This is a genomic window from Pectobacterium wasabiae CFBP 3304 (assembly GCF_001742185.1).
Lineage (GTDB): Bacteria > Pseudomonadota > Gammaproteobacteria > Enterobacterales > Enterobacteriaceae > Pectobacterium > Pectobacterium wasabiae.
In genome coordinates, this window is the sequence record NZ_CP015750.1 from 1,764,674 (window position 1) to 1,778,069 (window position 13,396).

Genomic DNA, 13,396 nt, shown 5'->3' on the forward strand with positions numbered 1-13,396 from the left:
TTATCTGCCTTAAAGTGCAGCAGACTGATATGAAAAGAAAAGCTCATCCGCCTGATGTGAGCGCTTTTTTATTACCCAGCTTTCTGCTAGATTCCGCCGCACTTCCCTTATATCTGTGTACCTGAGAACAACATTATGAACCAACCTGTCAAAGGGGCTGCCGATAAGGCAGGAAAACCTAAAGTAAAAAGAAAAACCCGCGAAGAACTGGAGCGCGAAGCGCGTGAGCGGAAAAGAGATAAAAAACGTCGTGGCCATGCAGCGGGTAGCCGAACGCAGGAAAAATCGTCTACTGACCAGAATTCTGGCCAACGTAAAGTCGCCGATCCGCGTATTGGTAGTAAAAAGCCTGTACAGCTTGGCGTGTTGGATAGCGCCATCGCTAAACCGAAGTCTAAGCCAAAGTCTTCTGAGCCCGTGGAGAAAGTCGTTGCTGCCAAGCCGACAATGTCTCCAGAAGAAGAACTGACAATGCTAGAAAATGATACGCGTCTGGATGCCTTGTTGGATCGTCTGGATAGCGGCGAAACGCTGAGCGCCAAAGATCAGTCATGGGTTGACGAAACACTAGATCGTATCGATATCCTGATGGAAGAGCTTGGAATTGAGCTGGGTGATGATGATGACGAAGAAGAGCAACAGGAAGACATGTTGCAGCTTTTAAAACGTAATAACCCGAAAGACGCGTTCTAATCAATGAAATGGCTGTTTCTGTTCCTGATATTGCTGGTTGCGTTTTATCTGCTCTGTCTGTTCAGTAAACTATGGTTATTGTCGAAGCGTAAGCATCGGTTGCATCGCGCCCTGTTTAACGGGCGCGTGAATCAGGTGCGACGTCCAAGACAAGAACATAGGAAACGTTTTTGAAGCCACCCTTTAGGGCTGCGAGTCATCGGGATGAGGCGAGTAGCAAAATGCGGGAGCGCTTTTGAACGCCGTTTTTTGGTGATCTGAAGGAGGGGAAGGATAACCCGCCGAGTAAAAACTGGAAGGAGTGAGCGAATATGTCGATACCGTCCGTTGACTGGGATCTGGCCCTGATTCAAAAATATAACTATTCTGGGCCGCGTTATACGTCTTATCCCACAGCGTTAGAATTCAGCGAAGCTTATGATGAGCCTGCGTTTCAGCATGCCATTGCCCGTTATCCGCAGCGGCCTCTGTCGCTGTATATTCACATCCCTTTTTGCCATCGGCTGTGCTATTTCTGTGGCTGTAATAAGCTGGTTACGCGTCAGCAGCATAAAGCGGATGAATACCTTGATGTGCTGGAACTGGAAATTCGCCAGCGTGCGCCGCTATTTGTCGGACGCACGGTGACGCAATTGCATTGGGGCGGCGGTACGCCGACCTACCTGAATAAAGTACAAATCAGCCGACTGATGTCGTTACTACGCGAACTGTTCTCTTTTTCCGAGCAGGCTGAGTTGTCGCTTGAAGTTGACCCGCGGGAAATTGAACTGGACGTTCTCGACCATCTGCGTGCTGAAGGGTTTAACCGCCTAAGCATGGGGGTGCAGGATTTTAATAAAGACGTTCAGAAGCTGGTCAATCGTGAGCAGGATGAAGACTTTATTTTTGCCCTTATTGAACGGGCAAAGGCGCTTGGCTTCACCTCAACCAATATTGATTTGATTTACGGCCTGCCGAAACAAACGCCGGAAAGTTTCGCTTTTACGCTACAGCGCGTTGCTGAATTAAGTCCACATCGACTTAGTGTTTTTAACTATGCGCATTTGCCTAGCCTATTCGCGGCACAGCGTAAAATTAAAGACGCGGATTTACCGAGCGCAGAACAAAAGCTGGATATTCTGCAACAGACGATTGGATCGTTGACGCAATCGGGTTACCAGTTTATCGGTATGGATCACTTTGCCCGCCCGGATGATGAGCTGGCAGTGGCGCAGCGGGAAGGGAAGTTACATCGCAATTTCCAGGGCTATACGACACAGGGCGATAGCGATCTGCTTGGTATGGGCGTTTCGGCGATTAGTATGATCGGTGATAGCTATGCCCAGAACCAGAAAGAGCTGAAACAGTATTATGCGCAGGTCAAAGACAAAGGAAATGGCCTGTGGCGTGGATTACAGCTGACGCGTGATGATTGTCTCCGCCGCGATGTGATTAAGACGCTGATCTGTAATTTCCAACTCAGCTATGCGCCGATTGAAGCGGAATACGCTATCGATTTTAAAACCTACTTTGAGCAGGATTTAGCGTTATTGGCACCGCTGGTGGCCGATGGGCTGGTCGATAGTCTGGAAGATGGGCTGGTGGTGACGCCGAAGGGACGTTTGCTGATCCGCAATATCTGTATGTGTTTTGATGTCTATTTACGTAGCAAGCTCAGGACACAGCAATTTTCCCGTGTGATTTAACCAAAAAAACAGCCAGTCGATGTTATCTTCGACTGGCTGTCCTCTAATTTTCGATGATCAACTAAAGAAGCTAATCAGTGCAGCACACAAAACGGCGGCAATAGCCGTCTGCGGTGAATGGCTTGCCACAGAACCAATTTCAGCGCTATGTGTCGCCGCAGAAATCAATGAGTCCAGCATGGTATTCCTCCCGAATCAGCGACACGATCATACTGCTGACTCAAGGCAAGTAAAGGACAAATTAGTGACAATTTCGTGCGCCAGATTGTATTTTTTATCACCAGATTGCTTATTAACAATTGAGTAATAAAAAAGCAATCTTGCTACTCCATTCCCAGCTCTTTTAATTTACGCGTCAGGGTATTTCTGCCCCATCCCAGCAATCTTGCCGCTTCCTGTTTATGCCCCTGAGTATGCCGCAGTGCCGTTGTCAGTAACGTTCTTTCCATTTCGGGTTGGGCTTCCGCCAGCAGATTCTGATGACCGGAACGCAGCGCGCGGTCGGCCCATTGTGCCAATAGCGTGGCCCAACTGTCTGGCAGAATATGCACGGTGGAATCGGGCGCGGTGGTCTCGAACAGTTCAGGCGGCAGATCTTGAATCAGCACTTCTTGACCCGCGGCCATGACCGTCAGCCAGCGGCAGGTATTTTCCAATTGGCGAACGTTGCCGGGCCATGGTAAACGAGTTAGCGCCGTTTCCGCTTCCTGGTGCAAATTCTTCGGCTCGACGCCCAACTCTTTGGCCGTGGCCTGCAAGAAATAACGTGCCAGACGGGGGATATCTTCCCGACGCTCACGCAGCGGCGGCAGATGAACGCGGATCACATTCAGGCGGTGAAACAGGTCATCACGGAATTTGCCTTCCTGCACGCGCTGTTCAAGATTTTGGTGCGTTGCCGCAATAATGCGGACATCCACTTTCACTGCTGCATAGCCGCCAACGCGATAAAATTGCCCGTCTGCCAATACGCGCAATAGGCGTGTTTGTACGTCTAGCGGCATATCGCCGATTTCATCCAGAAACAGTGTACCGCCATCGGCCTGCTCAAAGCGGCCCTGACGGATCTGGTTTGCACCTGTAAACGCGCCTTTTTCATGGCCGAATAGTTCTGATTCGATCAGATCTTTAGGAATAGCGGCCATATTCAGGGCGATAAAAGGGGCTTTGGTGCGCGGGCTATGGCGATGCAGGGCGTGCGCCACCAGCTCTTTACCCGTTCCTGATTCGCCGTTAATCAGCACGCTGATCGATGAGCGAGACAGACGACCGATAATGCGAAAGACATCCTGCATCGCAGGAGCTTCGCCGATAATGTCCGTTGTCGGGCCATTGATCGGTTGGTTGCGTACCGGCTGCTGCTGCTCAAGATAATGGCTGATTGCACGTTCAACTAGCGCAACGGCCTCATCAATATCAAACGGTTTCGGCAAATAGTCGAACGCACCTTGTTGATAAGCACTGACGGCGGCATCCAGATCGGAATGTGCCGTCATAATGATGACCGGGAGCATCGGGTGGCGCTGCTTGATTTGTTGTAAGAGCGCTAATCCATCCATCCCAGGCATGCGGATGTCGGACAGTAGCACGTCAGGCGTTTGTGTCGCCAGCGCATGCAGTACTTGGTTTCCGTTCTCAAATGTTGCGCAGGTTAAGCCCGCACCAGCAAGCGCGCGCTCAAGCACCCAACGGATGGAGCTATCGTCATCAACAATCCAGACTATCCCTCGTTGCATTGTGAACCTCACTGGCGAATGGGCAGGTAAACCGAAAATTCGGTGTGTCCCGGCCAACTGTTAAATTCAATTTTACCGGAGTGCTGATCGATAAGACTGCGGGCGATGGAAAGCCCTAAACCGGTTCCACCCTCGCGTCCGCTCACCATCGGGTAAAACAGGGTGTCCTGTAGTTGAGCAGGTACGCCGGGACCGTCATCTTCCACGTCAATACGGGCAGCGAGACGATAGCGCACGCCGTGCAAAGTGAGCTGAAAAGCTGTACGGGTGCGTATCGTAATGGTTCCGCCTTCCTCACCCAGCGCCTGTAGCGCATTGCGGGTAATATTCAGCAGTACCTGTTCAATCTGGTCGGGGTCGTGCGTTAACTCTGGCAGGCTGGGATCATAATCTTTTACCAGCGTCACGTTATCTGGCTTTTCCAGCGAGACAAGCTGGCAAACGCGTTCGGCGACCTGATGGATGCTTTGGGTAACGTGCAGGCCGGGCTGCTGTGGCCCGAGCAGGCGATCAACCAGATTACGCAGGCGATCCGCCTGTTCAATAATGACCTTGGTGTATTCCGTCAGCGCGGGATCGGGCAGTGCCTTGGCAAGCAGTTGTGCGGCTCCGCGCAATCCGCCAAGCGGATTTTTTATCTCATGCGCCAGACCTCGGACCAAATCACGAGCGGCCTGCTGTTGTGCATGTTGAAGCTGTTCCTGACTGAGACGGCGCTGGTTATCCATCGGCGCCATTTCCAGTAAGATAAAATCGTTCTGTACCCGCTGAGCTGTGAGCGACATGATGTGCGCTTTGCCATCCACGACGAGGGTGACTTCGTTATCTGTAAAACCTTGGCCTGAATCCAGACTTTCACGCAGTAAATCGATATTCAGAGAAAAATATCCCAGCAAATCGGGCAGCGGTGTGCCGGATAATTTACGCGAGCTTTGTGCCAGTAATTGCTGTGCTGCCGGGTTGGAATAGTGAATCGCCAGATCGTTATCCAGCAATAAGATGCTGTTTATCAGGGAATTTAGGATCTGCCCAGCATCGGGCAGCGTGCCTGTTGCCATAACGCAGACTCCCGCACCAGCATGGTGCATTTAGTGTGGATGATGGATGTTACGTCGCAACGGCCAATGCCGGTGGTGAAAAAAGCCCATCCGAAGATGGGCTGAAGCGTTTCCACGGCAACAAGAACAAACTTCTTAGTATTCTGTTGTTTATCGGTCATGGTTGGGTATCAGCACACCCAACCACACCGAGCTATACCCGTCATACTTCAAGCTGCTTGTGCGTTGGCAGCCCTTACTCACCCCAGTCACTTACTTGTGTAAGCTCCTGGGGATTCGTGCGGTTGCCACCTTCACGCAACTCGAATTATTTAGGGTATAAATATTAGATATTTTCGTTATTAAACGCTGTAGTACAGTTCGAACTCAACTGGGTGCGGCGTCATACGAACGCGGTCAAGCTCAGGTTTGCGCAGTTCGATATACGCTTCGATAGCGTCATCAGTGAACACGCCACCACGGGTCAGGAACTCACGATCTTCGTTCAGTGCTGCCAAGGCCTCGTCCAGAGAACCTGCAACTTTTGGAATCTCTGCCTCTTCTTCCGGCGGCAGGTCGTACAGGTTTTTGTCCATCGCATCGCCAGGATGGATTTTGTTGATGATGCCGTCGAGGCCAGCCATCAGCAGTGCAGCGAAGCACAGGTACGGGTTAGCTGCTGGGTCAGGGAAGCGCGCTTCGATACGACGAGCTTTCGGGCTAGCAACCACTGGGATACGGATTGAAGCAGAACGGTTACGGGCAGAATAAGCCAGCATAACTGGGGCTTCATAGCCTGGGACCAGACGCTTGTATGAGTTGGTGGTTGGGTTCGCCAAGGCGTTGATGGCTTTAGCGTGCTTGATAACACCGCCGATGTAGAACAGAGCCAGTTCAGACAGGCCGCCGTATTTGTCGCCAGCGAACAGGTTAGTACCGTCTTTAGACAGAGACATGTGGCAGTGCATACCAGAACCGTTATCACCGAACATAGGTTTTGGCATAAAGGTTGCTGTTTTACCGTAGGCGTGAGCCACGTTATGCACGACATATTTGTAGATCTGAATTTCGTCCGCTTTTTTGGTCATGGTGTTGAAGCGGGTAGCCACTTCGTTCTGACCAGCAGTAGCCACTTCGTGGTGGTGAGCTTCAACAACCAGACCCATCTGCTCCATGGTCAAACACATAGCAGAACGAATGTCCTGTGCTGAGTCGACAGGTGGAACTGGGAAGTAGCCGCCTTTCAGACCTGGACGGTGACCTTTGTTACCGCCTTCGTATTTTGTACCGGAGTTCCAGCAGGCTTCGATATCGTCGATAGCAACGTGGGAGCCGGACGTGCTGCTGCCGAAACGAATGTCATCAAACAGGAAGAACTCTGGCTCTGGCCCGAACAGTACGGTGTCGGCGATGCCTGAAGAACGCAGGAAATCTTCCGCACGTTTCGCGATAGAACGCGGGTCGCGGTCATAGCCTTGCATGGTGCCTGGCTCAAGGATGTCACAACGAATGATCAGCGTGGAATCTTCGAAGAACGGATCGATCATCGCGGTGCTGGCATCAGGCATCAGAACCATGTCTGACTCGTTAATACCTTTCCAGCCGCCAATCGAGGAACCATCAAACATTTTACCTTCTTCGAAGAAGTCGGCATTGACTTGATGAGCCGGAATGGTGACGTGCTGCTCTTTACCTTTGGTATCCGTGAAGCGTAAATCAACAAACTTCACTTCGTGCTCATTCAGCATCGTCAAAACATGTTCTGCGGACATACTTGGTTCTCCCGATTGGTCATTTATCGTCGTGGAACGAATATCGTTGTGGATTGATGTTGTTGCCGTGAGTAGACTAAAGCTAAAAGTGTGCCAACTTTTTAAATTCGTGCAATGTGTTGCCCCTTGGGGCTTTCTTACGTAAACCCACTGCACCATTATAGTCTAAAGCACCAAAATGGTGCTCCGTATGTGAATTATTGCACTTATTTGGTGCATTCATGTTCGCTTGTAGCGCTTTTGCACCGTGAAAGGGATCACAAAGCAGGCAGCTCTAGGTTGTTTATCATAGATGCTTGTGATCTTGTTTAGTCCCTCGATTAATACGTGTACAATAGCGCGCTATTTCTAAATGCCTGAGGCAAAGCTGTGATCGAAAATTTGCGTAACATCGCCATTATTGCGCACGTTGACCATGGGAAAACCACCCTGGTTGACAAGCTGTTGCAACAATCCGGAACGTTCGGTGAACGTGTCGAAGCAACTGAGCGTGTAATGGACTCCAACGATTTGGAGAAAGAGCGTGGAATTACCATCCTCGCAAAAAATACCGCCATTAATTGGAAAGACTACCGTATTAACATCGTAGATACCCCGGGACACGCCGACTTCGGCGGCGAGGTTGAGCGTGTAATGTCGATGGTTGACTCGGTACTGCTGGTTGTTGATGCGATGGATGGCCCGATGCCGCAAACGCGTTTCGTGACCAAAAAAGCATTTGCCAACGGTCTGAAACCAATTGTGGTTATCAACAAAGTTGACCGTCCTGGTGCGCGTCCTGACTGGGTTGTCGATCAGGTATTCGACCTGTTCGTGAACCTGGATGCGACCGACGAGCAACTGGATTTCCCGATCATTTATGCCTCTGCGCTGAATGGTATCGCGGGTCTTGACCATAACGAGATGGCGGAAGATATGACTCCGCTGTATCAAGCTATTGTCGATCACGTTTCTCCGCCTCAGGTTGAGATGGATGCGCCGTTCCAGATGCAGATTTCTCAACTGGACTACAACAACTATGTTGGCGTTATCGGTATCGGCCGTATCAAGCGCGGTAAAGTGAAGCCTAACCAACAAATCACTATTGTTGATAGCGAAGGCAAAACCCGTAACGGTAAAGTGGGTAAAGTTCTGACTCACCTGGGTCTGGAGCGTATCGACGCAACTGAAGCGGAAGCGGGCGATATCATCGCGATTACCGGTCTGGGCGAGTTGAACATTTCCGACACTATCTGCGATCCGCAGAATGTCGAAGCACTGCCAGCACTGAGCGTCGATGAACCTACCGTTACCATGTTCTTCAACGTCAATACTTCACCATTCTGCGGTAAAGAAGGTAAGTATGTGACCTCGCGCCAGATTCTGGAGCGTCTGAACAAAGAGCTGGTGCACAACGTTGCCCTGCGCGTTGACGAAACCGAAGACGCTGATGCGTTCCGCGTTTCTGGCCGTGGTGAATTGCACCTGTCAGTTCTGATCGAAAACATGCGTCGTGAAGGTTTTGAACTGGCCGTATCACGTCCGAAGGTTATTAACCGTGTTATCGACGGTCGTAACCAAGAGCCGTTTGAAAACGTGACGCTGGACATCGAAGAACAGCACCAAGGTTCAGTCATGCAAGCCATGGGTGAGCGTAAAGGTGATGTGAAAGACATGATCCCAGATGGCAAGGGTCGTATCCGTCTGGATTACCTGATCCCTGCTCGTGGTCTGATCGGTTTCCGTACCGAATTCATGACTATGACGTCTGGTACGGGTCTGCTGTACTCCACGTTCAGCCACTACGATGACGTGCGTCAGGGCGAAATCGGCCAGCGTCAGAACGGTGTACTGGTCTCTAACGGTCAGGGTAAAGCCGTTGCGTTTGCACTGTTCAGCCTGCAAGATCGCGGTAAGCTGTTCCTCGGACACGGTGCCGAAGTGTATGAAGGCCAGATCATCGGTATTCACTCACGTTCTAACGATCTGACCGTAAACTGTCTGACCGGTAAGAAACTGACCAACATGCGTGCATCAGGTACTGATGAAGCCACCACGCTGGTTCCAGCTATCAAAATGTCTCTGGAGCAAGCGCTGGAGTTCATTGATGATGACGAATTGGTTGAAGTTACGCCGCAGTCTGTTCGTATTCGTAAGCGTCACCTGACCGAAAACGATCGTAAGCGCGCGAGCCGCGGCAGCAAAGACGTCTAATTTCAGACCGATTTGTATTGTCACGCAACAGGGCACCTTCGGGTGCCCTGAATTTTATGCGCTTTCTTCCACTTTAACCTTTCCTTATATTTCCTCCCTGTTCAGTTTCTCCATTTCCCGCTACAGTGAAAATCCTACGATTACGTCAGGAGGTGGCTACCATGCTGTATATCTTTGATTTGGGTAATGTTGTCATTGATATTGATTTCAAAAGAGTATTGGGCGTCTGGAGTAATCTGAGCAGCGCGCCGCTCGCAACGTTGCAAGAGCGTTTTGTGATGGGTGAGGCGTTTGAACAGCATGAGCGGGGCGAAATTAGCGACGAGGAATTTGCCACCAGACTGTGTCAGGAAATGGGTATTGCACTGAGTTTCGAGCAATTCACCGCTGGCTGGCAGGCTATTTTTGTCGCACTGCGTCCTGAGGTTATCGACGTCATGCAGCGCCTGCGTCAGGAAGGCCACCGCGTGGTGATTCTGTCGAATACCAATCGCCTCCATTGTTCACACTGGCCTGCGTTATTTCCAGAAGTGGGAACGGCTGCCGACAGACTTTATTTGTCGCAAGACATTGGGCTACGTAAGCCTGAATTGGCGATTTATCAACATGTTCTGACGCAAGAAGGCGTTACGCCAGCGCAGGCCGTGTTTTTTGACGATAATGCCGCGAATGTCGATGCTGCGCAAAGCTTGGGAATTCACAGCATTCTGGTGACCGATCGTCAGGTGGTGCCAGACTTTTTCGCTATGCAGACAACGACGGCCAAAGCATGATTTATATCGCAGGGGCGGGTGCCGCCCCTATTGGGAATGATAACATCAGGAGTAGTTGGGTTTTATGATTGCGCTAATTCAGCGGGTTTCCAGCGCCAGCGTTACGGTAGAAGGCAATGTCATTGGGGAAATCGATAAGGGTTTGCTGATCTTGTTGGGCGTTGAGCAGGGTGATGACGAACAAAAAGCCACACGACTTTGCGAGCGCGTGTTGGGCTACCGGATATTCGGTGACGATGACGGGAAAATGAACCTCAATGTGCGTCAGGCTGGTGGTAATGTGCTGGTGGTTTCCCAGTTTACGCTGGTGGCCGATACGCAGCGTGGTATGCGACCTGGATTTTCTCGCGGTGCGCATCCCTCTGAGGCCGATCGCCTCTATCAGTATTTTGTCGAGCAGTGTCGTGAGCAAGGCGTTCACACAGAAACGGGGCAGTTTGCGGCGGATATGAAAGTCGCATTGGTGAATGACGGTCCAGTGACGTTTTGGCTACAGACATAACGCTGTCGTTCCGTTTATCCGTTTGTAGCCGTTTGAGATCTTATGAACCATGGTGCAATAAAGCATCATCGGCATAGAGGAAGAGCTATGTATCATCTGAGAGTACCTGAAAGCGCGGAAGAACTGGATGCGTACTATCAATTTCGCTGGGAAATGCTGCGTAAACCTCTACACCAACCGCTAGGTTCCGAGCGCGACGCCTATGATGCGCTGGCACATCACCAAACGGTGGTTGATGAACAGGGGAAGCTGGTCGCGATTGGGCGTCTTTCTATCAATGCGGATAATGAGGCAGCAATCCGCTTTCTAGCCGTTCATCCCGATCTGCGAGGGAAAGGGCTCGGTACGTTGCTTGCGATTACTCTGGAGTCTGTCGCGCGTCAGGAAGGTGTTAAACGCGTGGTGTGTAGCGCCCGTGAAGATGCAATGGGTTTCTTCTCCAAGCTAGGCTTTGCTAATCAGGGGGAGATCACTGCGCCACAAACGACGCCAGTTAGGCACTTCCTGATGATTAAGCCGGTGGCGACGCTGGATGATATTTTGCACCGTCCTGACTGGTGCGGGCAGTTGCAACAGGCTTGGTATGATCACATCCCTTTGAGTGAAAAAATGGGGGTGCGGATAAGTCAGTACACCGGGAAAAAATTTATCACCACCATGCCTGAAGCGGGTAACCAGAATCCGCATCACACGCTTTTTGCTGGCAGTATGTTTTCTCTCGCAACGCTCACTGGTTGGGGGCTGATCTGGCTATTGCTGCGAGAGCGGCACCTTGGCGGAACCATTATTCTGGCTGATGCGCATATTCGTTACAGTACACCAGTGAGTGGCCGACCGAGTGCCATTGCCGATTTAGGGTCACTGAGTGGCGATCTGGATCGTCTCGCGCGTGGGCGCAAAGCGCGCGTGCAGCTAAATGTTGAACTCTTCGGTGATGACAATAAAGGGGCGTTATTTGAAGGGGTGTATATCGTGCTGCCAGCTCAGCCTGATGCGCCATTGGAAGAGGGGGGCTCGGAAGTTGATTAACCCGCAGATGAGCATTATGACGTTCTTCCCATCCGTACATCATTCTTCGCGCTAACCCGCAGTACCCCGTGATTTTCACTGGGTTTACCCTAATACCGATCATTTAAGGATCGAGATACCGGGTGCTACCACGGTGCGAGGCATCCCTGCGGGAGCCTCATCACCGTGTTTCCCCCTAAAACTCTAGCATGAGGGGTTACCCTGTTCTCTCTGCACGCTATGACACTGTGGATGTTTTGCTCGTCCGTATTTCGAAAACGTAATATTTATGGCGTTTCCGTCACCGTTCCCTGATGCATTTGCTGCCTGATGGGATGGTCGTTGCTATCCACGCCTTGCAGCGTACCGCTTAGGGTCGGCTTCAACGGTGTATCAGCAGCAAGCCGCCCATTCAACTGCAATTGCAGATTCGTGTTGCCTGTCGGTGCCGTTGCAGGTTCTGGCCATCCCCAACGCGTCAGAACGTCCGGCGGTACGGCGCGTCCTGTCAGCGATAGGGAAAAGTTGCGTGCGGGTTGCTGATTGATGGTTGCTTTAGCATCCAGCATGCCATTTTGCGTAAATGCGCTGAGTTCGTTAATAGCGAGCTGGTTATCGTCAGCGACTAACGCCAGAGAAGGGCGGCGAACATCGACTTTATTGAACGTCGCGTCACTGGCATTAAGATTCAACGATCCTGTCCACATTCCCCACTGGTGGTTACGAGCCAGTAGTAAATCACTGCCGTAGCCATCCAATGCGGTTAGCTGGAAGGGGAAATCTGGGTTGATATCGATCAGCAGGTTGCGATTGGCCGTGAATTTTCTCACATTCACTTCTGCCAGCCATGATGGCAGCGTTGTTTGCCAGCGTTGACGCCAGTCACCGGGGAGCGTGTACTCCATCCCGGCAACAACAAATTCATTGAGCTGTAAACGGCGATTGCTCCGCTGCCAATTACCGTTGGTTCGCAATAAACCGCCTTCCCAGCGTGTAGAGAATTGCTTGATGTTAACGCCTGCTGGTGACAAATCCAGGTTCACAATCGGGTCAATAAGGTGCATGTTGCCGTTCACAATGTCTGTCGCATTGAACGACAGCGTTCCACCTTCACTCTGCCAGTCATTCTGCTTAAACGTGACATTTTGCAGGGCGACATCAAGGTCGATAAACGCCCATCCCGGCCCTTCAATCCGGGCATCAATTAGGTCAAAGCGGTTAACCGTAACAGAAGGCAGTTCGGTGACCGGCTGCCAGAAGGCTTCTGGCGTCCTTTGGGTTTGCAAACGGACATTACTGAGTCGCAGATTATCGATCTGCCAACTGCCGTCTTCCGCGCGGCTGGCATTGCCCGTTAGTTGCCCCTGAGCGACATCCGCACCGAAATTGTTCAAAATCAACTGGTGGTGATTGATTTCGCCCTGCACCAATACCTGACTGGCAGGAATATCGTTGAGTTCGAGCGAACGGGCACTGAGCTGGAACTGCCCCTGTTTACCCAATAGATAACCCGCTTCGGGCTGCCACGGCATAATTCCGCCGTTGATCTGTTGACCATTCAGACGCCAATCGCCGTCCTTTGCCTGCATTGCCATCGTGCGCAACTGTAATACATCTGCTTCGATAGGGAGTGTGGCTGCTTGTGGGGAAAGGTTCAGCGTACCGCCTTGCAATTCCAGACTGGCAAAATGACGCGGTTCGGTAATTTGGCGCACGCTAAACCCTGCGGAAACCTGCTTTGCAGTGAGGGTTGGTGGCTGGTTTTTCTGACCAAAACTGACGTCAGTGAGTTGGATATGATCGGCGGTTGACCAGTCATGATTAATTTTTCCCAGTGATAACTGGTAGTCGGTGTTCTGGTTTACCCAATTGCTCACCCAGCCTGCTGCCCAACTAGTTTGCAGTAATACATATACGACCACGAGCGCTAAAAAGGCTATCAGCAGTAGGGTCAGCAATAATTTCCCGATAAATTTCATCGTGTCAGTCCATGCCAA

General features: G+C 51.2%; 11 protein-coding genes. 6 read left to right on the forward strand and 5 right to left on the reverse strand.

Annotated elements, in window-relative coordinates:
- Positions 1 to 135: 135 nt before the first annotated feature.
- Together yihI and hemN are read left to right on the forward strand one after the other, a co-directional pair.
- Positions 136 to 693: a Der GTPase-activating protein YihI gene (yihI, locus tag A7983_RS07900; protein ID WP_005968252.1), complete on the forward strand. Its 558-nt coding sequence runs from the start codon at positions 136 to 138 to the stop codon at positions 691 to 693.
- Between the two features lie 311 nt (positions 694 to 1,004).
- The gene (gene hemN / locus A7983_RS07905; protein WP_005968250.1) at positions 1,005 to 2,378 is read left to right on the forward strand and encodes an oxygen-independent coproporphyrinogen III oxidase; all 1,374 of its coding nucleotides are present in this window, start codon (positions 1,005 to 1,007) and stop codon (positions 2,376 to 2,378) included.
- A 57-nt stretch (positions 2,379 to 2,435) separates the two neighbouring features.
- Here the strand turns inward: hemN and A7983_RS23860 are convergent, their stop codons facing one another.
- From A7983_RS23860 to glnA, 4 genes are all read right to left on the reverse strand, one after another.
- Complete coding sequence (locus A7983_RS23860) at positions 2,436 to 2,558, reverse strand: YshB family small membrane protein (RefSeq protein WP_005968249.1); 123 nt, start codon at positions 2,556 to 2,558, stop codon at positions 2,436 to 2,438.
- Positions 2,559 to 2,701: 143 nt separating this feature from the next.
- On the reverse strand, positions 2,702 to 4,114 hold the full coding sequence (gene glnG / locus A7983_RS07910) for a nitrogen regulation protein NR(I) (protein WP_005968248.1): 1,413 nt from the start codon (positions 4,112 to 4,114) through the stop codon (positions 2,702 to 2,704).
- Between the two features lie 8 nt (positions 4,115 to 4,122).
- Entirely contained in the window at positions 4,123 to 5,172 is a 1,050-nt protein-coding gene (glnL, locus tag A7983_RS07915; protein WP_005968247.1) for a nitrogen regulation protein NR(II), read from the reverse strand.
- 341 nt (positions 5,173 to 5,513) lie between these two features.
- Positions 5,514 to 6,923: a glutamate--ammonia ligase gene (glnA, locus tag A7983_RS07920; RefSeq protein ID WP_005968244.1), complete on the reverse strand. Its 1,410-nt coding sequence runs from the start codon at positions 6,921 to 6,923 to the stop codon at positions 5,514 to 5,516.
- A gap of 369 nt (positions 6,924 to 7,292) precedes the next feature.
- Here glnA and typA point away from each other — a divergent pair, with 369 nt between their 5' ends.
- The 4 genes from typA (at position 7,293) to fabY (ending at position 11,420) form a co-directional block, all read left to right on the forward strand.
- A complete protein-coding gene (gene typA / locus A7983_RS07925) occupies positions 7,293 to 9,116 on the forward strand; it encodes a ribosome-dependent GTPase TypA (protein ID WP_005968243.1) in 1,824 nt (607 codons plus the stop codon).
- A 161-nt stretch (positions 9,117 to 9,277) separates the two neighbouring features.
- Positions 9,278 to 9,889: a glucose-1-phosphatase gene (yihX, locus tag A7983_RS07930; RefSeq protein WP_005968242.1), complete on the forward strand. Its 612-nt coding sequence runs from the start codon at positions 9,278 to 9,280 to the stop codon at positions 9,887 to 9,889.
- Positions 9,890 to 9,953: 64 nt separating this feature from the next.
- Positions 9,954 to 10,391 carry a D-aminoacyl-tRNA deacylase gene (dtd, locus tag A7983_RS07935; RefSeq protein WP_005968241.1) on the forward strand — a complete coding sequence of 146 codons (438 nt, stop codon included), beginning with the start codon at positions 9,954 to 9,956 and terminating at the stop codon, positions 10,389 to 10,391.
- 87 nt (positions 10,392 to 10,478) lie between these two features.
- Positions 10,479 to 11,420, forward strand: coding sequence for a fatty acid biosynthesis protein FabY (gene fabY / locus A7983_RS07940; RefSeq protein ID WP_005968240.1), 942 nt, complete (start codon positions 10,479 to 10,481; stop codon positions 11,418 to 11,420).
- A 266-nt stretch (positions 11,421 to 11,686) separates the two neighbouring features.
- Here fabY and A7983_RS07945 read toward each other — a convergent pair whose 3' ends face one another.
- Positions 11,687 to 13,378, reverse strand: a complete 1,692-nt coding sequence (locus A7983_RS07945) for an AsmA family protein (protein WP_005968239.1) — start codon at positions 13,376 to 13,378, stop codon at positions 11,687 to 11,689.
- Positions 13,379 to 13,396 lie beyond the last annotated feature (18 nt).